This is a genomic window from Pseudomonas sp. HP_12, from assembly GCF_055283955.1.
The window spans coordinates 491,948-515,725 of record NZ_JBTOQG010000001.1 but is presented as its reverse complement, the minus strand read 5'-3'; the positions used below and the strand labels follow the sequence as shown (position 1 = coordinate 515,725).

Sequence of the window (23,778 nt, the reverse complement as noted above, 5' to 3'; positions counted from 1 at the left end):
AGCGAGCTTGCTCGCGAAAAGGGCCGTCCATCCGCAGAATCTTTGGCGACTGGAATGCTGTCTTCGTGAGCAAGCTCACTCCCACATGGACCGCATCTGCTGCGCGATACCGTGGCGTCTTGACGACGGGCAATTCCCCACAAAATGTTCACCTGCCCGATCCTGAGTTCGGGCGACGCGTTTCTCCGCGACTCAGATCTCCACCTTCACCGCCCGCCCGGTCTTGATGGATTCGATGGCGCAGTTGGCCAGATGCAAGGCTCTCAAGCCGTCGCGGGCATTGGTGGGCAGGGTTTCGTTGCCCCGCACCGCGTCGATGAACTGGTTGAGCTCGATGCGATACGAAGCGGCATAACGCTCGAGAAAGAAATTCTCCAGCGGCTCACGCACTTCGGTGTGCGTGGCGCTGTAGCTGCGCACGGTGCTCGGGCGATGGTTGTCGTTGAGGATCATCCCCTTGGAGCCGAACACTTCCAGGCGCTGGTCATAGCCGTACACGGCTTCGCGGCAGCAATTGATGTGGCACTGTTTGCCGGACGCGGTGCGCAGCAGCACCATCACGCTGTCGTAGTCGTCGATTTGCGCCAGTGCGGGCTCCACCAGTCGGCTGGCGATGGCGATGACTTCGGTGGGTTCTTCGCCTAGCAGCGTGCGCGCGGTGTCGAAATCATGGATGGTCATGTCGCGGAAGATGCCGCCGGAGTGGGTCAGGTATTCTACCGGCGCCAGACCCGGATCCCGGCTGGTGATGACCACCTGGCGCACCTCGCCGATGTCCCCGCGGGCAATGGACTTGCGCATCTGCAGGGTGTCGGGGTCGAAGCGGCGGTTGAAACCGAGCATCACTTTGCCGTTCAGGCGCTCGATCTCTTCCACCGCGCGGGCGGCTTTGGCGAAATCCAGATCAATGGGTTTCTCGCACAGTACGGGTTTGCCTAGCTTGACCGCCCGCAGCATCAGGTCGATGTGGGTGTCGGTGGGCGTGCCGATGACAATTGCGTCCACATCATCCCGGGCGATGGCTTCGGCACAATCATAGGCCGCTGCGCAACCCAGCTTTCCGGCGAGGGTGTCAACCCCTTCGCGCCAGGGGTCAGCGATCACCGTGAGTTGCACGTTGGGATTGGCGGCCACGTTGGCTGCGTGAATGTTGGCGATACGGCCTGCGCCGAGAACAGCAATGCGTAGCATGGGGGGATCTCCGGGATTGTTGTTATGGGGTGATCGGCGTAACGGGTGCGGCTGCACATCAGTGCGTCAGGTTGAACGGCGTGACCACCTGCACGTGGGAAACGGGAATCGGCAGCGCCTTCCACAAGCGATGAAACTGCAGGATGTGCAGAAACGCGTTGCGGGCGTCGACCTGCAGGTTGTGATCGATGATCGCGGCAATCTTTTCTTCCGCCAGCAGTTGGCGGTTTTCCTGATCGAGGTCGTGGCCGATGAACACCTCAAGGGGGCGATCCAGGGCGGCGAAGGCATCGACGATCGCGCGGTTGCCGCCGCCGACGCTGTAAATGGCCTTGATCGACGGATTGTCCTGCAGCGCTCGGGTCACTTTCTCGAAAGTCGGCTCATGCACCCCGAACCCTCCGGTGACGTCGACGACGCGCAGATGCGCCGCACGGCTGCGCAGCCAAGTGCGGAAACCCATTTCTCGCTCTTCCTCGCCACGAAACAGCTCACTGCTGATCACCACGGCCACGTCCTGGGCGGCATCGTCCAGCCAGCGCGACATCAGGTAAGCCGCGGTTTGCCCGGCAGTGCGATTGTCCATGCCGATGTAACCGATGCGCTCACTCTGGGGCAGATCGGAAACAAAGGTCACCACCGGCACACCCGCCGCCGTGGCCTGATTCACCGCTTCGTTGATCGGCAATTCATCCGCCGCCTTGATGATCAGGCCCTGACTGCCTTTCTCGACGCAACGCAGAATCAGGTCGTGCATCTGCTGCGTGCCGATGGACTGATACAGGTGAAAGCGCGGAAAGATCCGAAACGGCGCCAGACTGCCGAGCTGGGCGAGAATCGCCTCCTGCACCGCGTCGCTGAAGCGCTTGGGCGTGTGCAGGATGACGTCGATATGGAAGGTGCGGCCCACCGCAGGCCCGGATTTTTCCTGGGCTTCGAGTTCCTCGAGGGCTTGATGAATGCGGCGGTGGGTCTGGTAATGCACGCTGCCGCGCTGATGCAGGACGCGATCGACCGTCGCCTTGCTCACGCCGGCCTGGGTTGCGATCTGCTTGATGGAAAAACGTCTGGCGCGGTCGAGCATGTGAATCCCCTGAAGCCTCTCGATGAGGTCTTGTTGAGGTCGATTCGGGGCCTCGGTGAGGCTGTCGCAATGCTAATCGCAGTTCTATTGCTTGTACAGATGGAAATTAAATTCCAAATCAGCTGCGTTCTTTAATCTCTGAAAGCCCTTGGCACGGGCTGTGCTGTGCTCAAATCCTTTAGAAGTCAATCACTCGCCAGGAGCACCCATGTTCAAAGACTATCCCGCTGCTTATCAGGTCAGCAAAGGCTCGGCGCTGCAGGTCGACACGGCGTTTTATCAACGCATCCGTGAGGCGCAGGACAGCCGCACCCTGGTCGAGCAGTTCGAAGTGCCGATCCGCACCGGGCGGGCGTGGAAGGTCAAGGCCGGGCAGGTGTTCCGTGTGACCACACCGGTGGGCCCGCAAGTGGGCGACTTCAATGTCTGGAGCGCCGATGACCCGCGCGAACGCATGTGGGCCGCGCGCACCCGGCAATTGCAGGGCGCCCACGTCACTACACACGACCGTCTGTGGTCGAACCTGCCGTTCCTGCGGCCGATGGTCACCATCACCGACGATAGCCTCGCCAGCTATGGCATCGACGAACATGGCGGTCGGCTGCATGACCTGCTCGGCACCCGCTGCGATCCCTACGTCAACAAGATGCTCACCGGCGAAGACTTTCACCATCACTGCCATTCGAACCTGACCCGCGCCGTGTTGCCCCACGGCCTGACCGAATTCGACGTGCACGACGTGCTGAACATCTTCCAGTGCACCGGCTTGAATCACGACGATCTTTATTTCATGAAAGCCTGCCCGGCCAAACAGGGCGATTACCTTGAGTTCTTCGCCGAAATCGACCTGCTTTGCGCGTTGTCGACGTGCCCCGGCGGCGACCTTTCATTGCCAATGTGGGGCCCGGATGCCCAGGATCCGCTGACCGTGTGCCGGCCGTTGGGCGTAGAAATCTACGACATTGATGCGGCGTTGCTCCAGGGCTGGGAGCAGCCCAAACGCGCGGCCTACAACGGCTTGCACGGGTTGAAGATCGACAAGGCTGACTGGGACAAGTAAGGCGGTTGGGATGCTGGTTTTCCGGTGACTGACCCTGCGGGCCTGTCACCGCGTTCAGGCATCCCGCAACAAGTCGTGGGCGTTGAGCAGGCGCCAGGCGATTTCGGGGTTCTTTTCGAGGCCCCGGCGTATGGCCGCAGGGATCGCGGCGCGGGTCTTGCGGCACATGCCGGGCAATTCGGCAATGTCGATGACCATGCCGCGCATGCTGCGCACTTCATTGAAGCCGGGAGCGATATCCAGGCGGATGCCGAGTTGCTCGAACATCCGCTGTTGCAGGCGCTGCAGATCTTCCAGGCTGGCGATATTTTCCAGTCGGTCGAGCAGGCGTTTCTCTTCCTGCCGGGTCAGGCGAAGGATGCGCACGTCCGCACCCTCCAGCTCCAACAGGCGGTCGCGGTTGCATTGACAGGCGCCGGGCGGGCAGGGCGAGCGGATCGGCAATGGGGAATTCATGGGCTCCGATCATAACCATGGGTGGAGGGGATTTATAGCTGTGGCACGGGCAATCGCGCCGAAAACTTGAAGGGCTAATTTGGTAAGGCCAATAGCTTGATTATCTAATTGGTCTTGCCAATGGTCGGGCGGCTGTGTAGTTTTTTCCTGCAGCGCCGCACTTGTCACCGCCCAAGCCACTGCAACTGCGGCCCGCGCTTCCAGAATCCATTCACCACCTCACAACAACAAGATCACTGCCCGGTAACCTGCGGCTCTGGCCGTTTCAGCGACGCCGGCGTGCCTGGTCTGGAGAGAGAAGATGCTCACCGTCGTCTGCGAAAAACCCGGTTCCCTGCTGGCCCTCGACCGTCCGAAACCCGAACGCGCACCCGGCGAGACGCTGGTTCGCATCAAGCGGGTCGGGGTTTGCGGTACTGATTTGCACATCTTCAACGGCAATCAGCCGTTCCTTGAATACCCCCGGGTCATGGGCCACGAGTTCTCCGGCATCGTCGAGCAAAGCGAGGCGGGCAGTGGCCTTGAGCCCGGCGACGTGGTCTATGTGATGCCGTACCTGTCCTGTGGCGACTGCATCGCCTGTCGCCAGGGCAAGACCAATTGCTGCGTGCGCATTCAAGTGCTGGGCGTCCACCGCGACGGCGCGTTCACTGAATACCTGAGCCTGCCCCACGGCTTCGTACTCAAGGCTGACGGCGTGACGCTGGATCAGGCGGCCATGATCGAGTTTCTGTCCATTGGCGCCCATGCGGTGCGTCGCTCGGACGTGAAATCCGGCCAGCGAGCCCTGGTGGTCGGCACTGGCCCGATCGGCATGGCGGTGGCGATTTTCTCCCGCCTGCGTGGGGCGAAAGTCACTGTGCTCGACACCCGCGAGGACCGCCTGACGTTCTGCAAGCAGCACCTGCAGATCGATTCGGCCGTGCTGATCGGCGCAGACGACAAGCAGCAACTGGAGCAACTGACCCAGGGCGAGTTTTTCGATGTGGTGTACGACGCCACCGGCAACGCCAAGGCCATGGAGCGCGGTTTCGAGTTCATTGCCCACGGCGGCAAATACGTGCTGGTGTCCATCGTTCGCGACACCATCAGCTTCTCCGATCCCGAATTTCACAAGCGCGAAGCGACCCTGATGGGCAGCCGCAACGCCACCGTCGAAGACTTCCGCTACGTCGAGCAATGCCTGCGCGACGGCCTGATCCCCGACGCAGCGCTCAACACCCACCGCATGGCCCTGAGCGAAGTGACCGAACGCTTCACCACGCTGCTCGACCCTGCCCAGCGGGTCGTCAAAGCCATCGTCGAATGCTAGGAGGCGCGGCCATGCACGCGACCCCGTTCACCCCCATTCTGCAGTTCGGCACCAGCCGTTTTCTTCAGGCCCATGCTGACCTGTTCATTTCCCAGGCCCTGGAGAAGGGCGAAGCGCTGGGCAGAATCACCGTCGTGCAAACCACCGGCAGCGCCGACAGCGCCCAGCGGGTTGCGGCGCTGGCCGGTGGCACGGGTTATCCGGTGCGCATTCAGGGCGCGGAAAACGGTCGCACGGTGGATGAGGAGCATTGGTCGACATCGATTGCCGGCGCGCTGCAAGCCGGTCCCGACTGGGCGTTGATTCGTCAGGCGATACGGCACGACGTGCAGGTGGTCATCTCCAACACCGGCGACACAGGCTACGTGCTGGACGCGGCGGACACGGCGTCTTGCCTGGCCGCCGAGGCGCCGACACCCCGCAGTTTTCCGGCCAAATTGCTGGTGTTGCTCCATGACCGCTGGCAGGCGAATCCTGAGGCGCCGTTGTCGCTGTTCCCCTGTGAGTTGGTCTCGCGCAACGGCGATGTTCTGCGCGACCTGATCATTGCGCTGGCGGCGGAGTGGGGCATCGATAGCGGGTTTGCCCACTACCTGCGCGACACCTGTCGCTGGGCGAATTCGTTGGTTGATCGCATCGTCTCGCAGCCGATTCAGCCAGTGGGTGCCATCGCCGAGCCGTACGCGATCTGGGCCATTGAGCGTCAGCCGGGGCTGGTGCTGCCGTGTACGCACCCTTGCGTGGTAGTGACGGATCAGCTTGAGCAGTACGAGCAGTTCAAATTGTTCATGCTCAACCTCGGGCACACCTGGCTGGCCGAGCGTTGGTTGAAAGATGGCAGGCCGTCCGACGAAATCGTGTTTCAGGCGATGAACGACCCGCTGCTGCGCGGGAGCCTGGAGGATCTTTGGGAGCAGGAGGTGCTGCCGGTATTTGCGGCGAAGGGCCAAGGGGATCAGGCGCAGGATTATCTGGCCAGCGTTCGCGATCGTTTTTTGAACCCGTTTTTGCAGCACAGGATTGCCGACATCGCGCAGAATCACGATGAGAAGAAACGCCGCAGGTTCTTGCCGGTGGTGGAGATGGGGCGGGGGATTGCAGATTTGGAACAGCCGAAGCTCAAGGGTGCGCTGGCGGATTGATTCCCACCTGACACCCCGAGATTCCATAGTGGGACCGGCTTCAGCCGGGAAGGCGTCAATTGGCACAACGCAAAATTGAGGGTGAACGCACTGGCCTCTTCCCGGCTAAAGCCGGTCCCACTAAAGCTCGCCTCCGTGGCGGTGACGCAGAGCGTCATGGGGTGTGTTCCCACGCGGAGCGTGGGAACAATCAACTATCATGCCGCGCACTAAACAGTGGGACCGGCTTTAGCCGGGAAAGCGTCGGTAGCCACACCGCAAAATTGAAGTGGCTCACCGCCCGCAAGGCCACCTGACAAGGCGCCCCAACGCCTGTGATATCCTCCGGCGCATCCTGATGGAACGTGATTGATGACCGCGCCAAGCCCAGCCCCCGAACGCCGCCTTTACCAGATCACCGCCGACCGATTGCGCGAGCACATTCGCAAGCATGGCATCGCCCCCGGCGCGCGTCTGCCGCCGGAGCGCGATCTGGCGCAGTTGCTCGGGGTCTCTCGGCCGTCCTTGCGCGAAGCCCTGATTGCCCTGGAAATCGAAGGCAGCGTCGAGATTCGCATGGGTTCCGGCATCTACGTCTGTGAGCACCTGCTGGGCGTCAAAGGCAAAACCCGCACCCTGGGCGAGAGCCCGTCGGAGCTGATGCAGGCCCGGGCGTTGATCGAAGGCGAGAGCGTGATGCTGGCCTGTCTGCACGGCAGCAAGGCTGACTTTCGCTACCTGCAGGGGTGCATCGACAAGATGCGCGAGGGTGCGCTCAAAGGCGTGCCGGCGCTGGACGACGACCGCAAATTCCATCAGCGCCTGGCGAAAATGAGCGGCAACTCGACCTTGGTGCGCATCATCACGTCCCTGTTCGAAGAGCGGTACAGCCCGCTTACCGCCCACGTCAGCGAACACTCCGAAACCCGCGAAACCTGGGCCATGGCGGTGGCTGAGCACGAAGCCATCCTGCACGCCGTGCAGACCCGCGACCTGATCGGCGCCCAGACCGCCATGCGCGAACACCTGCGCCGGTCCGAAGCGCGCTGGCTGGACGGGATGGACGCGGAGTTGCGTTAACAGTCGCCCGCCGCAAGGCGGTGCTGTTCAAAGGTCCTCAGCCTCACGCCATGGTCTTGCGAATCCCTTCCCACAAGCCATTCAGGTACACCGCGCCCAGCGCCCGGTCGTACAGGCCGTAGCCCGGTTTGCCGGTTTCACCCCAGATCATCCGCCCGTGGTCGGGGCGGTAATAACCCTCGAAGCCGGTCTCGACGTAGGCCTTGACGATCTCCGCCATGTCCAGCGAGCCGTCTTCCGAGCGGTGGGCGGTCTCGTAGAAATCACCGGCTTCGTTGACCTTCACATTGCGCAGATGGGCGAAGTGAATGCGTCCCTGACCGCCGAATTCCCGGACCAGCGACGGGATGTCATTGCCCAGATCGGCGCCGAGGGAGCCTGAACACAGCGTCAGGCCATTGGCCGGGTCATCGACCATCGCCAGAATGTGCGCCAGGTCCTCGCGGTTCTTCACCACCCGTGGCATGCCGAACATTGAGCGCGGCGGGTCGTCCGGGTGCAGGGCCATCTTGATGCCCGCGTCTTTCGCCACCGGAATGATCCGCTCGAGAAAATACGCCAGTCGCTCGCGCAAAGTGGCCTCGTCGACCTGCGCGTATTCGTTGATCAGCGCGCGCAGGACTTCCGGCTCGTAGCTGACGTCCCAGCCGGGCAGGCTGATGCCGTTGTCGAGATTCGCCTGCTCGATCACCGCCACGTCGAACGCCAGGGTGGTCGAACCGTCCGGCAGCTCCATGGCCAGGGTCGAGCGGGTCCAGTCGAACACCGGCATGAAGTTGTAGCAGACCACCTTGATTCCGCAGGCGGCCAGGTTGCGCAGGGTCTGGCCGTAGTTGTCGATCAACTGATCGCGGGAAGGCAAGCCACGCTTGATGTCTTCGTGGACCGGCACGCTCTCGATGACCTCCAGCTCAAGGCCGTGGGCATTCACCGTGGCTTTCAGGGCGGCGATTTTCTCCAGCGGCCAGACCTCGCCCACCGGGATGTCGTAGATGGCGGAGACCACGCCGGTCATGCCGGGGATCTGACGAATATAGGGCAGGGTGACGGGATCGCTGTCGCCGTACCAACGGAAGGTCATCTTCATTGCGCAGTCCTTGTTGTTATGGGGAGCGGGCCGCTCAAGACCGCCTGTGCTTCATTGAAGCCGGCCGGAGCGTGGCGTGCGCAGCAGCATAGATTGGTCAGGCCAAATTATGCAAATCCCGACCGTCGAGCCATAAATCGGCAAATAAATCGCCTTTTCGATTTCCATAACCCGGATTGCGGGTCTAGTATCGGCTGCATTCGGATATTTGGTCAGGCCAATTCTGCGATTCCCGAAGGATGCTTTATCCCTCGGTAAACAGCGTGTGAATCAGGGCCCGGGCGCTAGACGAAGCTCTAACGACGTCTTACTCATAAAAATAATTAGGAGGACTCGCCATGCAGAAAGGGCGCTGGTTGGTAATTTTTCTGTGCTTCCTCGCGGTGGCCATCAACTACATCGACAGGGCCAACCTCGCGGTTGCCGCCCCCTACATCCAGAAAGAGCTCGATTTGGGCTCAGGGCAAATGGGCCTGCTGCTCAGCGGCTTCTTCTGGACCTACGCACTCATGCAAATGCCGTTTGGCTGGTTCGTCGACAAGATCGGCGCGCGCATCGCGCTGCCCCTCGCAGTGGCCTGGTGGTCGCTGTTCACGGCGGCCACGGCGGCGGCCGGGAGCCTGGCGGCGATGTTCGGTTGCCGGCTGATGCTCGGCGTGGGGGAGGCGGGGGCGTATCCGTCCTGCGCGAAAATCGTCAGCCAGTGGTTCGACGTCAAGGAACGCGGCTTTGCCACCAGCATCTTCGACAGCGGCTCGCGGGTCGGCTCGGCGCTGTCCATCCCGCTGGTGGCGCTGATCATCGAGCTGTGGGGCTGGCGCGCGTCGTTCATCATCACCGGCGCAGTGGGTTTGATCTGGGTCGTGGGCTGGTTCCTGATCTACAAGGAGCCCCAGGCCGTTGCGGCCATCGAGCAGCATGAGGCGGGCAAGGCGGCGACTCTCGCCGCACGGCCGAAAGTGAAATGGGCGTCGCTGTTTCGTCACCGCACCCTGTGGGGGATGATGCTGGGCTTCTTCTGCCTGAACTTCGTGATCTATTTCTTCATCACCTGGTTCCCCACCTACCTGGTCACCGAACGCGGTTTCTCGCTGAAATCCCTCGGAACGCTCGGCACCATTCCGGCAATCGCATCCATCGTCGGCGGCTGGATCGGCGGACTCACCTCCGACGCGCTGTACCGTCGTGGCTGGAGCCTGACCGCTGCGCGCAAGACCTGCATCGTCGGCGGCATGCTGATGTCGTCGAGCATTTCCCTGTCGGTGTTCGTCGATGGCACCTACGCGATGCTCGGCTTTTTCAGCCTGGCCTATGCGAGCCTGGCGTTTGCCGGCGCGAGCATCTGGTGCCTGCCGGCTGACGTCGCGCCGACCCCGGCCCATGTGGCGTCGATTGGCGGCATTCAGAACTTTGCGTCGAACACCGCCGGCATCTTCATCACCACCTTCACCGGCTTCATGCTGGTGATCGGCAACGGCTCGTTCACCGCGCCGCTGCTCACCGCCGGGGCGTTTGCGCTGCTGGGGGCGTTCAGCTACCTGTTCATCGTCGGCAAGATCGAGCCGTTTTCCACGACGCCGGAGGATGCCGCGCCGCTGGATGCATCTGCAGTCGCCCAGCGCACCTGAGTGTTAGGCCGGATGTGGGCATTACTATTGCGGTGTGACCACTAACGCATTCCCGGCTAAAGCCGGTCCCACAAGTCGGCGTTCCAGCCAGTCCCATTGAATGCACGCGGTGGTTTAGTGGGACCGGCTTTAGCCGGGAAGAGGCCAGTGCAGGCACCGCCACCTTTGCGGTGTAACCACCGACGCTTTCCCGGCTGAAGCCGGTCCCACAAGTCGTCGTTCCAGCAAGTCCCATTGAATGCACGCGGATGGTTTAGTGGGGCCGGCTTTAGCCGGGAAGAGGCCGGCGCAGGCACCCTCACGTTCGCGGTGTGATTGACGCGTTCCCGGCCGCATCCGCTTCACACCCCTTCGGCTTTCACCGCCGCGCGAATCGCCTCCAACAGCATCTGGCACGCCGGGTTGTCGTTGTCCGAGCGCCAGACCAGGTGCAGCTCGCTCTGCACCCCCTCGCCGAGATCGATGTCGCGGAACGTCACACCCTTGAACACCACATTGGCGGCGCAGCGGGGCACCAGCGCCAGGCCCATGCCGGCATTCACCAGCGCCAGAATGGTCAGCGACGAACCCAGCCACTGCACGTACTCCGGCGCCACTTGCGCCGAGCGAAACATGCCGGTGAGCAGTTCGTTGAACGGCGGGTACGCCGAGTGGGAGTACATCAGGAAGGGCTGGGCATCGAGGTCCTGCACGCTGATGCTCCGGGCGTTGGCCAGCGGATGACAGCTGGGCACCGCCAGCACGAATGGCTCGCGGACCAGGCATTCAGTCTCATAACCGGGCTGCAGCAGCGGCGCCCGCACGATGCCCAGATCGATGCGCCGGGCGCGCAGGGCTTCGTGTTGCTGGTAGGTGTTGAGCTCGGTCAGGGAGATTTTCACGTGGGGCTGGTTCTGCCGCGCTTCGGCGATCACCCGTGGCAGAAACTCGTACACCGCGCTGCCGACGAAGCTGATGGTCACCGAGCCGATGTCGCCCTCGGCAAAGCGCCGCGCCGCGATGGCCGCCTGATGCGCACGTTCCAGCAGCGTCTGGGCTTCGATGAAAAATGCCCGGCCCGCCGCGGTCAAGGCGACGCTGCGGGTGTTGCGGTTGAACAGCTGAACCCCCAGCGAATGCTCAAGCAGCTGGATCTGCCGGCTCAGCGGCGGCTGGGTCATGTTCAGCCGTTCGGCAGCCCGCCGGAAATTGAGTTCGGTGGCGACGGTGGTGAAGCAGCGTAGCTGGGCAAGCTCGAACATTGATCTATTCCGGGTATCAATCAACAGTCAATCTAGATTAGACGGGAACAATGCGGCGGTCCATGATCGGCTCATCACCTGCATTTCCCACGCTCATCCCAAAAAAAATACAAAGACCGGGAGTCGCACCTTGAACCGCACCGTTCCCATTAGTGAACCCACTCATAACGCCGATCCCACTGTTCTGGCCCGCGCGGCCGCGAAAGTGAAGCGTCATGTGTTGCCGTTGTTCGTGATCATGTTCATCGTCAACTACATCGACCGGGTCAACATCGGCTTCGTCCGCAGCCACATGGAAACCGACCTGGGCATCGGCGCCGCTGCCTACGGGCTCGGCGCCGGGCTGTTTTTCGTCGGCTACGCGCTGTTCGAAGTCCCGTCGAACATGCTTCTGCAACGCTTCGGCGCCCGCGCCTGGCTGACGCGCATCATGTTCACCTGGGGCGCAGCGGCGATGGCCATGGCCTTCGTGCGCGGCGAAACCAGTTTCTATGTGCTGCGCTTCATCCTCGGCGCGGCGGAAGCGGGGTTCTTCCCCGGCATTATTTATTACTTCACCCAGTGGCTGCCTTCCAGCGAACGCGGCAAGGCCATGGCCATCTTCCTCAGCGGCTCGGCCATTGCCTCGGTGATTTCCGGGCCGGTGTCCGGGGCGTTGCTCGGCGTCAGCGGCATGAACCTGCACGGCTGGCAGTGGATGTTCATCATCGAAGGCTTCGCCTCCATCGCCCTGTGCGGCTTTGTCTGGTTCTGGCTGCAGTCCCATCCCCGCGAGGCGAAATGGCTGAGCGAAGAAGAGAAGGGCGCACTGATCAGCGCCATCGACGCGGAACAGCGCGCCCGTGAAGCGGCGCAAGTGATCAAGCCGTCGATCTTCAAGCTGCTCGCCGACCGGCAGATCATGCTCTTTTGCTTCATCTACTTTTCCGTGGCCCTGACCATCTACGGCGCGACCTTCTGGCTGCCGAGCATGATCAAGAAGATGGGCAGCCTCAGCGATTTCGAAGTCGGCCTGTTCAACTCGATTCCGTGGATCATCTCGATCATCGCCATGTACGGCTTCGCCGCGCTGGCGGCCCGCTTCAAGCACCAACAGGCGTGGGTCGCGGTCACCCTCGTGATTGCCGCGTGCGGGATGTTCATGTCCACCGTCGGCGGGCCGATCTTCGCCTTCGTCGCCATCTGCTTCGCGGCCATCGGTTTCAAGGCGGCTTCGGCGCTGTTCTGGCCGATTCCCCAAGGCTATCTGGACGCGCGCATCGCAGCGGCGGTGATCGCGCTGATCAACTCGATCGGCAACCTCGGCGGCTTCGTGGCGCCCACCGCGTTCGGCTTTCTGGAGCAGAAAACCGGCTCCATTCAAGGCGGCATGTACGGCCTGGCACTCACCTCATTGGTGGCGGCCGTGGTGATCTTTTTCGCCCGTACCACACCGAAAGGCGACCCACACCGCCCAAAGCTTGAAGACGCTGCGCCACTGCAAGCAGCCGCGTCGCTCAGCTCACCGTCCAGCGTCAAACCCTAGCCTCACACCCTGATTGACCGGGAGAAGTCATTTGAAAATCACACGCGTCACCGTCACCCCGATTGCCTTCCGCGATCCGCCGTTGCTCAACGCCAGCGGCATCCACGAGCCCTTCGCCCTGCGCTCGATCATCGAAGTCGAAACCGACAACGGCTACCTCGGCCTGGGAGAAAGCTACGGCGATGCCCCGGCCCTGGCGATCCAGCAGCAGTTGCAGAGCCAGTTGATCGGCATGGACCCGTTCAACCTCAACCAGCTGCGGGCGGTGGTCAAAGCGACGGTGGCGGCGAACAAACCCACTTCGGTAGCGGGTGCCGAATTGGCGCCGGGTTCCCATGCCAGCAAAGCGGTGAGCAATGCCTATTCGGCGTTTGAAGTGGCGTTTCTGGATGTGCAGGCACGTTCCATGAATCTGCCATTGGTTGACCTGCTGGGCGGTGCCGTTCGCGACCGCGTGCCGTTCAGTGCGTACCTGTTCTTCAAATACGCCCAGCACGCCGATTCGCCCTACGCGCCCGACAGCTGGGGTGAAGCGCTGAGCGAAGAGCAGATCGTCGCCCAGGCGCGGCGGATGATCGAAGCCTACGGCTTCAAAAGCATCAAACTCAAAGCCGGCGCCCTGGACCCGGAACACGAAGTGTCCTGCATCAAAGCGTTGAAAAAGGCCTTCCCGGGCTACCCACTGCGCATCGACCCCAACGGCAACTGGTCGCTGGAAACCTCGATCCGCATGGCCGAACTGCTCGGCGATGACCTGCAATACTACGAAGACCCGACGCCGGGGCTGGAAGGCATGGCCGAACTGCATACACGCACCGGCATGCCGCTGGCGACCAACATGGTCGTCACCGACTTCGACGAATTCCGCCGCAGCGTCGCGCTGAACAGCGTGCAGATCGTCCTCGCCGACCACCATTACTGGGGTGGCCTGCGCGACACCCAGGCGCTGGCAAAAATGTGCGACACCTTCGGCCTCGGCGTCTCCATGCACTCCAACTCCCACCTGGGCATCAGCCTCATGGCCATGACCCACGTCGCCGCCGCCGTCCCCAACCTCGACTTCGCCTGCGACACCCACTACCCGTGGCAAGAACCGGACGAAGAAGTCATCAAAGGCGGCAAACTGCCCATCATCGACGGGTGCGTCCACCTCACCCGCGAACCTGGGTTGGGGCTTGAACTGGACTACGACCAGCTGGGCAAACTCAATGACCAATTCCTGACGTGCGGAATTCGCCAGCGGGATGATGTGCGGCAAATGCAGAAATACAAACCGGAGTGGAAGGCGGTGAAGCCGAGGTATTGAGGTTGGGGGGTGGGGCTGCACGAACGGCGCCGTTTGGGATACCGCATTCGCGAGCAAGCTCGCTCCCACAAATACCATTCAGTCCGAAGATCCTTCAGCGCCTGAACTGGCCTCTTCCCGGCTAAAGCCAGTCCTACGAGACCGCGTCCAGCCAGTGAGGGACGCGTGACCTCACTGTAGGACCGGCTTCAGCCGGGAAGCCTTTGATCTGCTCTTGATCTTCATACCCAAAAGGCTCAAACACCGCAAAACGCGACTTGGGTGCAGGCTGAACGGAGGTCTCGCGGAGTGGGCCGAGCCGCATGGATGCGGCAAGAGCGCCGTCAGGACATGGATGTCCGTTCGGCGCGGGCCCACGGAGCGAGACCGGAGTGAAGGAACCCTGAGGAACGAAGGGCCCAACCAGGAGCAGGCACCCTTGGTTACTTGGGGTGCTTTTCCAAGTAACTCGCCGAAGGCGAAACAGTCCGCCCCAGGCGGACGCCCTTGATCTCAAGTATCTTGATCTTTAAGGGGAACCCGCCCGCAACCGCAATAGACGAGCCCCGTCAAACGGATCAACCAACCAATGCCCCCGCACCCCGAAAACCTCACCCAATAACTCCGGCGACAACACATCAAAGGGCGAACCCAACGCCACCAACCGCCCGCCGTCCATCACCGCCAGACGATCACACCCCAGCGCCTGATTCAAATCATGCAACGCCACCACCGTCGTCACCGGCAAATCCTGCACCAACCGCAAAATCGACAACTGCTGCTGAATATCCAGATGATTCGTTGGCTCATCCAGCAACAACACCTGCGGCCGCTGCGCCAAAGCCCGCGCAATATGACCCCGCTGCTGCTCCCCACCCGACAACGTATGCCACGCCCGATGCCCCAAGTGCTGCAAACTCACATCCGCCAGCGCCTGCGCCACAATCCGGTCATCGTCCGCGCCCCACGGCGCCAGCGCCGACAGCCACGGCGTACGGCCCAACTCAACCGCCTGCAACAGACTGATCGAATCCCCCGTCTGCGCGTGCTGCTCCACCACCGCCACCTGCCGCGCAATGTCCCGCCGGCTCAGCGACGACAAGCGCCTCCCGCCCAAGTGAACGTCGCCCCGAGACGGCTTTTGAATCCCCGCCAGCAGCTTCAGCAGCGTCGACTTCCCCGAGCCATTCGGCCCGACGATCCCCAGGTTTTCCCCCGGCCGAATCGCCAGGCTCACCCCACTGAGCAGTTGCGCGCCCTTGACCGAATAACTCAGGTCACTCCCTTCCAGCATGGTGCCGGGCACCTCCTCACGGGCGTTCATCGAGGACGATTCCCGCGGACCAGAATCATGGCAAAAACCGGCGCGCCCACCAGCGCCGTGATGACCCCGATCGGCAACACCTGACCCTTGATCAAGGTGCGCGACAGCACATCGGCGGCAATCATGAACAGCGCGCCAATCAGGGCGCTCAAGGGCAACAAGCGGGCATGACGTACCCCGGCCATCAGGCGCACCGCGTGGGGAATCACCAGACCGACGAAGCCGATGGACCCGACGATCGACACCATCACCGCCGTCATCAGCGCGGCGGTGAGAATCAGCACGGCCTGCACCCGGCGCACCGGAATGCCCAGGGACGCCGCTGAATCGCTGCCGAACGTGAACGCATCCAGCGCGCGCCGATGCCACAGGCACACCAGCAAGCCGAGCACCACGACCGGCACCGACAGCGCCACCGACGACCAGCGCACGCCGCTGAGATTGCCCAGCAACCAGAACATAATCCCGCGGGCCTGCTCGGCATTGGCCGACTTGGTGATCAGGAAGGAGGTCAGGGCGTTGAACAGCTGGGACCCGGCAATGCCCGCCAGGATGATCTGGCCGGCAGCGGTCTGGCCCCGAGAGGAGCGGGCGAGCAGGGCGACCAGCGCGAAGGCGGCGATTGCGCCGGCAAACGCGCCGGTGGACAGGGAAATCGTCCCGGCACCGATGCCGATGATCGCCACCAGCACTGCGCCGGTCGAAGCCCCGGCGGAAATGCCCAGCAAGTAGGGATCGGCCAGCGGGTTGCGCAGTAGCGATTGCAAGACCAAGCCCGACACCGCCAGCCCTGCGCCGCAAGTGGCGGCCACGATGGCCCGGGTCAGGCGGTAATTCCAGACGATGCCCTCGTCGATGGGGTCGAGGGGATAGCCCGCGGCCCACAGCTTGTTCGCCAGCACCTGAACGATCACCGGCAGGCCGATCGACGTCTCGCCGATCGCCACGCCCGCCAGCACCGCCAGCGCCAGCAACGCGGTCGCCCAAGCGCCGTGGCCGAACATTCGGACGATGCTTGAGCGAGGAATACGGAGCGGCATCATTGCGGATGAGTGGCCTGAGCCAGTTGTTCGATGCCGTCAAACAGCCGCACGCTGGACTCCATGGCGCTGGCGTCCATGACTACGATGCGATTGTTTTTCACCGCATCCATATTCCGTGTGACCGGGTCCGAGCGGAGGAAGGCCAGCTTCTTCTCGTGATCGTCGGCCGGGAAGCGGCGGCGGTCCATCCGCGCGATGACCAGCACCGTCGGGTTGGCCTTGGCGATGGTTTCCCAGCCCACGGTCGGCCATTCCTCGTCGGAGTCGATGACGTTACGCATGCCGAGGGTGTCGAGCATGAAGTTGGGAATGCCCTTGCGTCCGGCGACGTAGGGGTCGACGTTGATGTCCGGGCTGGAAAACCAGAACACCGCCGAGACGGGCGGGTTGGCATGGGCGTTCGCCTGTGCAACGGCCCGGGCCAGCCGCGCCTGGTAATCCGCGATCAGCCGTTCGCCACGGTCCTGCACGTCGAAAATCTGCGCCAGCTGCCGCAGGCTTTTGTACAGCGTGTCGATGCGGAAGGCTTCGAGGCGCGTGCCGTCGGCGCCGACCCGGTTGTTCTTGCCCTCGCAATCGGACGGCAGGATGTAGGTCGGGATGCCCAGGTCGCGAAACTGCTCGCGGGTGCCAACGGCGCCCTGTGGCCCGACCATCCACTCGAACTGCACCGGAACGAAATCCGGGCGTTTGCCGATCACCGATTCAAAACTCGGCGCGTTATCCGCGAGCCGAGCGATGCCGTTGTTGAGGGTTTGGTACTGGGCCAGGACGGGGTTGAACCACAGCGACGTGCCGACGACGTTCGGGCCCAGTCCGAGGGCATAGAGCATCTCGGTGGCCGCCTGGCCGATGGTCACGGTTTTCTGCGGGGCGTGGGTGAAGGTCAGCGCTTGGCCGCAGTTGTCCACGGTCAAGGGGTAAACCGTCGACGCCGCGAGGGCGGCAGTGGGCAAGGTCAGGGTGACGAGCAGGGCGGCGAGGCGGCGCAGCGGCATGAAAGCGATCTCCAGATAGCCTGAATGCTTGGCGAAGCAGGCACTGGAAAGTCCATCCCGACAGGCGCTCCTACGATGAGGGCGAGCACAGCGCGCGCGAACGACGCACGAACGGGAGTCCTTCCCCGGACACCCCGCCGGTGAATGAATATGCTGGCCGGCAGGTCTCCTGACTGGCGCTTCATCGCCGTGCTTCGGCCTTCCCGGGGTCACCCAGTGGCAAACAGGAAGCAGGGCTCAGCGCCTACAGTTGCGGGGACAGTTCCCTTTCAGCGCGCAGCACGCGCCTGGGGATTCCCTATTAATTCCGAGCGGAAACCGGCGGCGGGGATACTAAACGATTCGGCGGGTGGAGGCTAATGCGGAGGCCGTGCGCCGGAGCGCGGCTAAACACCTTGCAGTAGCGGCAGCAGCACTAAACCTGCGGGAGATGCAAAAGCTGAAGGAGATGCAGCGCCTGAAGCAGATGCAAAACCTGTGGGAGTGAGCTTGCTCACGAAGATGCCCGAACTTTCGCTAAATCTTCGGCGGCTGGAATTCAGTCTTCGCGAGCAAGCTCACTCCTACAGGGGTTTTGCGTTGGCCGCACGGGCGTCGTTGGTCCAGCGGCTTGAACGGCCAACCAACGATCTTCAGACCAGCGGCTTAAACGGCCAACCCACGATCTTCTTCGGCCGTGGCGTCGCATAGGTCCGCACTTTCGAGGTCTTCAACCCCAGACGCACCAGTGATTCCGCCAGTGCCACCGCAGCGGTCACGCCATCCACCACGGGCACGCCGGCGCGGTCACGGATGAGTTGATCCAGGCCGGCCATGCCGCCGCAGCCCAGGCAAATCACCTCGGCCTTGTCCCGACTCACCGCTTCCATGGCCTGCTCGACGATGGCCTCGACCGCACGCTCCGGCGATTCCTCCAGCTCCAGTACGCTCATGCCGCTGGCCCGCACCGAGGCGCAGCGTTCGTACACGCCGGCCAGCTTTAGACGGTCTTCAATCAGCGGCACGGTGCGGTCCAGCGTGGTGACCACCGCGTATTTATGCCCCAGCAGCATCGCCAGGCTGGCCGCCGCTTCGGTGATGTCCACCACCGGCACCTCGAGCAACTCCTGCAAACCCTCGCGGCCGTGTTCGCCGTAACCCGCTTGAATCACGGCGTCATAGGGCCCTTCGTAGGACATCACCCGGTCCATCACCGCGATGGCCGCGAGGTAACTTTCGAAATTGCCTTCCACCGACTCGGCGCCGAAGCGCGGGGTCAGGCCGATGATCTCGGTGCCAGGCGAGGCCACGCTGCGGGCCTGCTCGGCAATGGTCTCGGTCATGGATTCGGTGGTGTTGACGTTGACGATCAGAATTCGCATGGACAGATCTCGCGCAGAAAACAAGGCCGGGCGTCTGGCCCGGCGTCGTTGCCCACGATATCAGTCTTTCATCGGCACGGGCGCCTGCAGGGCGATGAAGCCCTGATCGCGCATGGCCTGCCAGAAACCATCCGGCACCTGTGCGTTAAGCGCGGTGACGTCCTCGATGATCCGCGACGGGCGGCTGGCACCCGGAATCACCGCCGCCACCAGGGGGTTGGCAAGGACAAATTGCAGCGCTGCGGACTTGATGTCCACTTGGTACTGACGGGCGATCTCCTGGATGTGCGCCACCTTGTCCAGCATCGCTGGCGACGCCTCCTGATACTCGAAATGCTTGCCGCCCACCAACACGCCGGAGCTGTAAGGCCCGCCGACGACGAACTCGGCGTTGTGCTGACGGGCCTTGTCGAACAGCCGTTGCAGCGGTTGGTCGTGATCGAGCAGCGAATAGCGGCCGGCGAGCAGGAAACCATCGGGCTGGGCTTCTTCCAGATCCAGCGTCAGTTCGCACGGCTCGACGCGGTTGACGCCCAGGCCCCAGGCCTTGATCACGCCTTCTTCGCGCAGGCGGGTGAGGGCACGGAAAGCGCCGGTGCGGGCGATGTTGAAATGCTCGGTCCAGGCATCGCCGTGGGCGTCCTGCGCGACGTCGTGGACAAACACGATATCCAGACGATCAGTGTTCAACCGCTCCAGGCTCGCTTCAATGGAACGCAGCGTGGCGTCGGCGGAATAGTCGGTGACGATCTTGTTTTTCAGGCCCTCGGCGAACGGGCCGCTGCGGGTCTCGGTGTCGATCTCGTCGGAAATCAGCCGGCCGACTTTGGTGCTCAGGGTGTACTGGTCGCGGGGGACGCCGGCGAGGGCCCTGCCCAGGCGCTGCTCGGACAAGCCGGCGCCGTAGATGGGCGCGGTGTCGAAATAGCGAATGCCCTGGTCCCAGGCGGATTGAACGGTGGCCGCTGCTTCCTCTTCGTCGATGGTGCGGAACATGTTGCCCAGCGGCGCGGAGCCGAAGCCGAGGCGGCCGATGATCTTGTCGTGCAGACTCATTGGGGGGGTGTCCTGTGCGGTGGGGCGTGTTGGATGGCGCGCGGTTCATGGCCCGGATCGAGCACGATGAAACCGGCGAAGCTTCTTTACTGACTGTTGATTGCCGCAGGGGTTCTTCGGAATGGGCGAGCGTGTGCTTTCACATGCTCGGCGAGCGGCTATCCTCATCCCATGCGACTTTAGCCACGCGTGCGAATTTCAACATTTCAGATAGATCCGTCGACGGCACAGATTTGAGGATTGCCCATAGCCTGTATTTGCGGAGTGGCGTCCGACGCCTTCCCGGCTGAAGCCGGTCCTACGAAGGCGCCGGGATTCTTGGTAGGACCGGCTTTAGCCGGGAAGAGGCCCGTGAGTACGCCATCCATGACCAGCGAGGCCGCCGATGAGCGAGCACATCATTCATTTCCACTGCGGTGTCGATCAGGCCAGCACCGAGCATTTTCGCGATCGCTGCCTCGAAGCCCTCGGCAAGGGCGCGACCGGATTGCTGCTGAATCTGTCGACCGCCGGCGGCAGCACCGCACTGGGATTCACGCTGTACAACTTCCTGAAATCCCTGAAAGTGCCGATCCGTGCGTTGAACAGCGGCAACATCGAATCCATGGGCATCGTCATCTACCTGGCGGCTCAGGAGCGGATCGTCTGCCCCCACTCGCGGTTTCTGATCCACCCCATGAGCTGGTACTTCAACCAGAGCTCGGTGGACCACTCACGCATGCGCGAATACCTGCGCAGCCTGGACAACGACCTGCAGCGCTACGTAAATATCTATCAGAGCGAGACCGTGAGCGCCGTGCACCCGCTGGACATCGGGCGCTGCCTGTCAGCGGAGGAGAAGGTGATCCGCGCCGAAGATTCGCTGGCGTGCGGCATTGCCCATCGTGTCGAGCAATTGCAGTTTGCCGAAGACGCCGTGCACTGGACCGTCAGCGCCAGCTAAGCTCGATCCATTGAACCCGGTCGTTGTCGAGCCCTCTGACTCTATTATTGGCCACATTGAAATGAGAGGTGACTGCCATGCAATCCCATACACCTGACGCTGCACCCGTTCCGCCGCGCCCCGCTCCCCAGCCGGGTGACGAAGAGACAGGATTTGACGCCGACATGGATCCGGGCAACGAAGACCCGGGTTCACAGTTTGATCGGGACGCGACGGTGCCGCTGATCGATCCGGATAAATGAGGGAGGAGGGTGCCGCTGACACGTGTGCTTGCTATGAGGCGTACATTGCTTTTTTGACTGATGCTCAAACAAAAGAGCGAGAGCCTTGGCCCTCGCTCGCTTCACTCACCCGCACGTCGTTACGACTTGCCGCCTGAGCCGCCTTTCTTGCCGGTGCCGCTCGCGCCTGCACCCGATTCTTTCTTCATATCGCTTCCGGCATTGCCGCTGCCTGAAGCCTGTCCGCCTTTCTTGCCGGCTTCGGACGCTTTCTCTTTATCGTTCGCAAAATTGCCAGGGTTCGACTTTCCGGTGTTAGCCATGATCGCAGACCTCTTGTTATTGAGAAGGCGAGACAAGTACCTCGCCTTAGCTGTGAGGGGGCGTTCACGCAATGGTTTAACCCGTCGCTTGACTGGCAGACCAACGGCGGTGACGAGTAATGCCCGCTGTTACATGTGCACTTCGACGGTCAGCGGCAGGTGATCGGACAGATGGGTCCACGGCCGCGTGCCGAGGATTTTCGGCTGGTGGCTGGTGGCGTTGCGCAGGTAGATGCGGTCCAGACGCAGCATCGGGAAGCGAGCCGGGTAGGTCTTCGCCAGCCGCCCCTGACTGCGCTCGAAGGCCTCATGCAGGTAGCCGCAGCGCTGCAGGCGCTTGTTGCCCTGCAGCTGCCAGTCGTTGAAGTCGCCGGCGATCACCACCGGTGCATCCTCGGGCAGGGAGTCGAGCAGGTCGCAGAGCAGGTTCAGCTGCAACTGGCGATGGCTTTCCAGCAGGCTGAGGTGCACGCAAATCGCGTGTACCTCGGCATGCCCTGGCACTTGCAGCACGCAATGCAGCAAGCCGCGGCGTTCCGGCCCGGTGATCGAGATGTCCAGATTGCGGTAATGCAGGATCGGGTATTTGGACAGCAGCGCGTTGCCGTGATGGCCGTCCGGGTAGACCGCGTTGCGGCCGTAGGCGAAGTCCGTCCACATACTGTCGGCGAGGAATTCGTAGTGCGGCGTGTCGGGCCAGTCTTCGTACTTGGCGGCGTGGCGGTCATGGCCGCCGAGGACTTCCTGGAGAAACACCAGGTCGGCACCGGTGCTGCGCACGGCTTCACGCAACTCCGGCAGTATGAAACGCCGGTTCAGGGCGGTGAAGCCCTTGTGGGTGTTCACGGTCAGCACGCGCAGTTTGTGGACTTCGCGCAACGTGGCCGGGTCCGGAGGGGTAGCGTTCGAGCCAGCGGGATCGGGGGTCACGCCCTCACTCCTGTTCGGGGGATGTGCTATTCGGACCGGGACGCGAGGCGGCAGTTCAGCTTTTAGGTGGGACGGGCTGTGGCCGGGGGATTTCAACAGCGAGTGAGCGCTGTTGCAGAGTCGCCGGCCTCTTCCCTCTGTAGGACCGGCTTCAGCCGGGAAGCTTTGAGACGCTGCGCTCGCTACACCCGCGTGTCGACCGGCGCCCTGCGCGACAGCACCACTGCCAGCGTCAACGCCGCCACCGACAACAACGCCGCGAAGAAGAAAATCCAGCCGTAGCCCATGCCCAGCGCCACCGCGCCCATCAGCGGTCCGGCAATGGCCAGGGCCAGGTCGAAGAACACCGCATAGGCGCTGAGCCCCGCGCCGCGACTGCTGTTGGGCACCTGCTTGATGGCTTCCACGCCCAGTGCCGGGTACACCAGCGACAAACCAAAACCGGTCAGCCCCGCGCCGATCAGGGCGAAAGTGGTATCGGGTGCCAGCCACAGCAGCAACAGCCCCAGGGTTTCCACCGAGATGCAGACGATCGCCGAGCGAAAGCCGCCGAAGCGGTTGATCGCATTGATGAACAGCAACCGCGCCAAGATGAAGCAGACGCCGAACACGGTCAGGCACCAGGCCGCGCCTTCCCAGCCACGGGCCAGGTAAAACAGGGTGATGAACGTGGTCAGTGTGCCGTAGCCGATAGAGGACAGGGTCAGGCTCAGGCCGAACGGCGCCACCCGGCCGAACACCGAGAAGAACGGCAGGCGCTCGCCGCGCACCACAGGGATCGCCGGCTTGTTGCGGATCAACAACAGTGCCCCGGCGGCCAGCACGAACAGCACCACGCCCAGGCTGGCAAAGCCCAGCGCGCCGACCATCACCACCCCCAGCGGCGCGCCGATCGCAATGGCGCCGTAGGACGCGATGCCGTTCCACGAGATAGAGCGGGCGGTGTGCTCCGAACCGACCTGGCCGATGCACCAGCTGATGGTGCCGACGCCGATCAAGCCCTGGGACGCACCGAGGAACAAGCGAGCGATGATCAGGATGGTCAGACTGACTCCGGCGAAACGCTCCAGAAGGATTGCTGCCAACGTCAGCACGCCGCTCAACGCGATGCCCGACAGCCCGTAAACGATGGCGCGCTTGGTGCCGATGGTGTCGCAGATGCGTCCGGCCACTGGACGACTCAACAGCGTCGCCAGGTACTGGGCGCCGATCACCAGCCCCGCGACCACCGCGCTGAAGCCCAGCTGGTTGTGCACGTAGCCAGGCATCACCGCGATGGGCAAACCAATGCACAGGAAGGCGATGAAGGTGTAGACGACGATGGAGACGATTTGCAGCGTGATCGCCATCGAACTGGCGTCATGGGTGGGGGAATGGGCAGGCGCATCGGGCGGCAGGGCGGCAGGCATGGGGACTCTTCGCTGGAGCGGTGGGAGTGCCGCATCATCGCCCGTGGTGTCAGGAAATGAAAGCTGGCTAACGGTTTTTCTCCGGAATCAGAGGACACCC

22 protein-coding genes and 1 riboswitch are annotated in these 23,778 nt (G+C 62.8%); of the genes, 9 read left to right on the top strand and 13 right to left on the bottom strand.

From position 1 onward, the window contains the following. Window positions 1-192 precede the first annotated feature (192 nt). On the bottom strand, window positions 193-1,191 hold the full coding sequence (gene iolG / locus ACYASU_RS02260; protein ID WP_463581798.1) for an inositol 2-dehydrogenase: 999 nt from the start codon (window positions 1,189-1,191) through the stop codon (window positions 193-195). A 58-nt stretch (window positions 1,192-1,249) separates the two neighbouring features. Further along, window positions 1,250-2,275, bottom strand: coding sequence for a LacI family DNA-binding transcriptional regulator (locus ACYASU_RS02255; RefSeq protein ID WP_463581797.1), 1,026 nt, complete (start codon window positions 2,273-2,275; stop codon window positions 1,250-1,252). A 208-nt stretch (window positions 2,276-2,483) separates the two neighbouring features. On the opposite strand from ACYASU_RS02255, the gene ACYASU_RS02250 reads away from it, so the two are divergent. Next, window positions 2,484-3,335 carry an urea carboxylase-associated family protein gene (locus ACYASU_RS02250; RefSeq protein WP_463581796.1) on the top strand — a complete coding sequence of 284 codons (852 nt, stop codon included), beginning with the start codon at window positions 2,484-2,486 and terminating at the stop codon, window positions 3,333-3,335. Between the two features lie 54 nt (window positions 3,336-3,389). Here ACYASU_RS02250 and ACYASU_RS02245 read toward each other — a convergent pair whose 3' ends face one another. Continuing rightward, on the bottom strand, window positions 3,390-3,791 hold the full coding sequence (locus ACYASU_RS02245) for a hypothetical protein (protein ID WP_463581795.1): 402 nt from the start codon (window positions 3,789-3,791) through the stop codon (window positions 3,390-3,392). Window positions 3,792-4,092: 301 nt separating this feature from the next. On the opposite strand from ACYASU_RS02245, the gene ACYASU_RS02240 reads away from it, so the two are divergent. The 3 genes from ACYASU_RS02240 (at window position 4,093) to ACYASU_RS02230 (ending at window position 7,304) form a co-directional block, all read left to right on the top strand. Continuing rightward, window positions 4,093-5,103 carry a zinc-binding alcohol dehydrogenase family protein gene (locus ACYASU_RS02240; protein WP_463581794.1) on the top strand — a complete coding sequence of 337 codons (1,011 nt, stop codon included), beginning with the start codon at window positions 4,093-4,095 and terminating at the stop codon, window positions 5,101-5,103. A gap of 11 nt (window positions 5,104-5,114) precedes the next feature. Next, window positions 5,115-6,245, top strand: a complete 1,131-nt coding sequence (locus tag ACYASU_RS02235; RefSeq protein WP_463581793.1) for a mannitol dehydrogenase family protein — start codon at window positions 5,115-5,117, stop codon at window positions 6,243-6,245. A gap of 351 nt (window positions 6,246-6,596) precedes the next feature. After that, window positions 6,597-7,304, top strand: a complete 708-nt coding sequence (locus ACYASU_RS02230) for a FadR/GntR family transcriptional regulator (protein ID WP_192173670.1) — start codon at window positions 6,597-6,599, stop codon at window positions 7,302-7,304. A gap of 43 nt (window positions 7,305-7,347) precedes the next feature. Here the strand turns inward: ACYASU_RS02230 and uxuA are convergent, their stop codons facing one another. After that, window positions 7,348-8,391, bottom strand: a complete 1,044-nt coding sequence (uxuA, locus tag ACYASU_RS02225; RefSeq protein ID WP_192173671.1) for a mannonate dehydratase — start codon at window positions 8,389-8,391, stop codon at window positions 7,348-7,350. 338 nt (window positions 8,392-8,729) lie between these two features. On the opposite strand from uxuA, the gene ACYASU_RS02220 reads away from it, so the two are divergent. Next, window positions 8,730-10,019 carry an MFS transporter gene (locus ACYASU_RS02220; protein WP_463581792.1) on the top strand — a complete coding sequence of 430 codons (1,290 nt, stop codon included), beginning with the start codon at window positions 8,730-8,732 and terminating at the stop codon, window positions 10,017-10,019. 341 nt (window positions 10,020-10,360) lie between these two features. Here the strand turns inward: ACYASU_RS02220 and ACYASU_RS02215 are convergent, their stop codons facing one another. After that, window positions 10,361-11,260 carry a LysR family transcriptional regulator gene (locus ACYASU_RS02215; RefSeq protein WP_463581791.1) on the bottom strand — a complete coding sequence of 300 codons (900 nt, stop codon included), beginning with the start codon at window positions 11,258-11,260 and terminating at the stop codon, window positions 10,361-10,363. A gap of 238 nt (window positions 11,261-11,498) precedes the next feature. Here ACYASU_RS02215 and ACYASU_RS02210 point away from each other — a divergent pair, with 238 nt between their 5' ends. Next, window positions 11,499-12,785 (top strand): MFS transporter, encoded by a 1,287-nt coding sequence (locus ACYASU_RS02210; RefSeq protein ID WP_463581833.1) that lies wholly within the window; start codon window positions 11,499-11,501, stop codon window positions 12,783-12,785. 31 nt (window positions 12,786-12,816) lie between these two features. Further along, complete coding sequence (locus ACYASU_RS02205) at window positions 12,817-14,091, top strand: glucarate dehydratase family protein (RefSeq protein ID WP_463581790.1); 1,275 nt, start codon at window positions 12,817-12,819, stop codon at window positions 14,089-14,091. 508 nt (window positions 14,092-14,599) lie between these two features. Here the strand turns inward: ACYASU_RS02205 and ACYASU_RS02200 are convergent. From ACYASU_RS02200 to ACYASU_RS02180, 5 genes are all read right to left on the bottom strand, one after another. Beyond that, complete coding sequence (locus ACYASU_RS02200) at window positions 14,600-15,394, bottom strand: ABC transporter ATP-binding protein (protein ID WP_463581789.1); 795 nt, start codon at window positions 15,392-15,394, stop codon at window positions 14,600-14,602. Further along, on the bottom strand, window positions 15,391-16,398 hold the full coding sequence (locus ACYASU_RS02195) for a FecCD family ABC transporter permease (RefSeq protein ID WP_463581788.1): 1,008 nt from the start codon (window positions 16,396-16,398) through the stop codon (window positions 15,391-15,393). The genes ACYASU_RS02200 and ACYASU_RS02195 overlap by 4 nt, the downstream gene beginning before the upstream one ends. A 35-nt stretch (window positions 16,399-16,433) precedes the next feature. After that, window positions 16,434-17,435: an ABC transporter substrate-binding protein gene (locus tag ACYASU_RS02190; protein ID WP_463581787.1), complete on the bottom strand. Its 1,002-nt coding sequence runs from the start codon at window positions 17,433-17,435 to the stop codon at window positions 16,434-16,436. Window positions 17,436-17,577: 142 nt separating this feature from the next. Continuing rightward, window positions 17,578-17,773, bottom strand: a riboswitch (cobalamin riboswitch). Window positions 17,774-18,067: 294 nt separating this feature from the next. Further along, on the bottom strand, window positions 18,068-18,796 hold the full coding sequence (locus tag ACYASU_RS02185; protein WP_463581786.1) for an aspartate/glutamate racemase family protein: 729 nt from the start codon (window positions 18,794-18,796) through the stop codon (window positions 18,068-18,070). Between the two features lie 60 nt (window positions 18,797-18,856). Continuing rightward, window positions 18,857-19,852, bottom strand: coding sequence for an aldo/keto reductase (locus ACYASU_RS02180; protein ID WP_463581785.1), 996 nt, complete (start codon window positions 19,850-19,852; stop codon window positions 18,857-18,859). 385 nt (window positions 19,853-20,237) lie between these two features. Between ACYASU_RS02180 and ACYASU_RS02175 the strand changes: the two genes are divergently transcribed. Beyond that, window positions 20,238-20,795 carry an ATP-dependent Clp protease proteolytic subunit gene (locus ACYASU_RS02175; protein ID WP_237254443.1) on the top strand — a complete coding sequence of 186 codons (558 nt, stop codon included), beginning with the start codon at window positions 20,238-20,240 and terminating at the stop codon, window positions 20,793-20,795. Window positions 20,796-20,872: 77 nt separating this feature from the next. After that, window positions 20,873-21,037 carry a hypothetical protein gene (locus ACYASU_RS02170; RefSeq protein WP_192173996.1) on the top strand — a complete coding sequence of 55 codons (165 nt, stop codon included), beginning with the start codon at window positions 20,873-20,875 and terminating at the stop codon, window positions 21,035-21,037. Window positions 21,038-21,156: 119 nt separating this feature from the next. Here the strand turns inward: ACYASU_RS02170 and ACYASU_RS02165 are convergent, their stop codons facing one another. The 3 genes from ACYASU_RS02165 to ACYASU_RS02155 all read right to left on the bottom strand — a co-directional run bounded on the left by ACYASU_RS02165 (window position 21,157) and on the right by ACYASU_RS02155 (window position 23,678). Further along, window positions 21,157-21,339, bottom strand: a complete 183-nt coding sequence (locus ACYASU_RS02165; protein WP_282373580.1) for a con-10 family general stress protein — start codon at window positions 21,337-21,339, stop codon at window positions 21,157-21,159. A 129-nt stretch (window positions 21,340-21,468) separates the two neighbouring features. Next, window positions 21,469-22,218, bottom strand: a complete 750-nt coding sequence (locus ACYASU_RS02160) for an endonuclease/exonuclease/phosphatase family protein (RefSeq protein ID WP_197984053.1) — start codon at window positions 22,216-22,218, stop codon at window positions 21,469-21,471. 233 nt (window positions 22,219-22,451) lie between these two features. After that, a complete protein-coding gene (locus ACYASU_RS02155) occupies window positions 22,452-23,678 on the bottom strand; it encodes an MFS transporter (protein WP_463581784.1) in 1,227 nt (408 codons plus the stop codon). Window positions 23,679-23,778: the final 100 nt, after the last annotated feature.

Bases quoted from the DNA above. Each gene is read 5' to 3' on its own strand.
- iolG (WP_463581798.1), bottom strand. From the start codon at position 1,191: ATGCTACGCATTGCTGTTCTCGGCGCAGGCCGTATCGCCAACATTCAC.
- ACYASU_RS02255 (WP_463581797.1), bottom strand. From the start codon at position 2,275: ATGCTCGACCGCGCCAGACGTTTTTCCATCAAGCAGATCGCAACCCAG.
- ACYASU_RS02250 (WP_463581796.1), top strand. From the start codon at position 2,484: ATGTTCAAAGACTATCCCGCTGCTTATCAGGTCAGCAAAGGCTCGGCG.
- ACYASU_RS02245 (WP_463581795.1), bottom strand. From the start codon at position 3,791: ATGAATTCCCCATTGCCGATCCGCTCGCCCTGCCCGCCCGGCGCCTGT.
- ACYASU_RS02240 (WP_463581794.1), top strand. From the start codon at position 4,093: ATGCTCACCGTCGTCTGCGAAAAACCCGGTTCCCTGCTGGCCCTCGAC.
- ACYASU_RS02235 (WP_463581793.1), top strand. From the start codon at position 5,115: ATGCACGCGACCCCGTTCACCCCCATTCTGCAGTTCGGCACCAGCCGT.
- ACYASU_RS02230 (WP_192173670.1), top strand. From the start codon at position 6,597: ATGACCGCGCCAAGCCCAGCCCCCGAACGCCGCCTTTACCAGATCACC.
- uxuA (WP_192173671.1), bottom strand. From the start codon at position 8,391: ATGAAGATGACCTTCCGTTGGTACGGCGACAGCGATCCCGTCACCCTG.
- ACYASU_RS02220 (WP_463581792.1), top strand. From the start codon at position 8,730: ATGCAGAAAGGGCGCTGGTTGGTAATTTTTCTGTGCTTCCTCGCGGTG.
- ACYASU_RS02215 (WP_463581791.1), bottom strand. From the start codon at position 11,260: ATGTTCGAGCTTGCCCAGCTACGCTGCTTCACCACCGTCGCCACCGAA.
- ACYASU_RS02210 (WP_463581833.1), top strand. From the start codon at position 11,499: ATGTTCATCGTCAACTACATCGACCGGGTCAACATCGGCTTCGTCCGC.
- ACYASU_RS02200 (WP_463581789.1), bottom strand. From the start codon at position 15,394: ATGAACGCCCGTGAGGAGGTGCCCGGCACCATGCTGGAAGGGAGTGAC.
- ACYASU_RS02195 (WP_463581788.1), bottom strand. From the start codon at position 16,398: ATGTTCGGCCACGGCGCTTGGGCGACCGCGTTGCTGGCGCTGGCGGTG.
- ACYASU_RS02190 (WP_463581787.1), bottom strand. From the start codon at position 17,435: ATGCCGCTGCGCCGCCTCGCCGCCCTGCTCGTCACCCTGACCTTGCCC.
- ACYASU_RS02185 (WP_463581786.1), bottom strand. From the start codon at position 18,796: ATGCGAATTCTGATCGTCAACGTCAACACCACCGAATCCATGACCGAG.
- ACYASU_RS02180 (WP_463581785.1), bottom strand. From the start codon at position 19,852: ATGAGTCTGCACGACAAGATCATCGGCCGCCTCGGCTTCGGCTCCGCG.
- ACYASU_RS02175 (WP_237254443.1), top strand. From the start codon at position 20,238: ATGAGCGAGCACATCATTCATTTCCACTGCGGTGTCGATCAGGCCAGC.
- ACYASU_RS02170 (WP_192173996.1), top strand. From the start codon at position 20,873: ATGCAATCCCATACACCTGACGCTGCACCCGTTCCGCCGCGCCCCGCT.
- ACYASU_RS02165 (WP_282373580.1), bottom strand. From the start codon at position 21,339: ATGGCTAACACCGGAAAGTCGAACCCTGGCAATTTTGCGAACGATAAA.
- ACYASU_RS02155 (WP_463581784.1), bottom strand. From the start codon at position 23,678: ATGCCTGCCGCCCTGCCGCCCGATGCGCCTGCCCATTCCCCCACCCAT.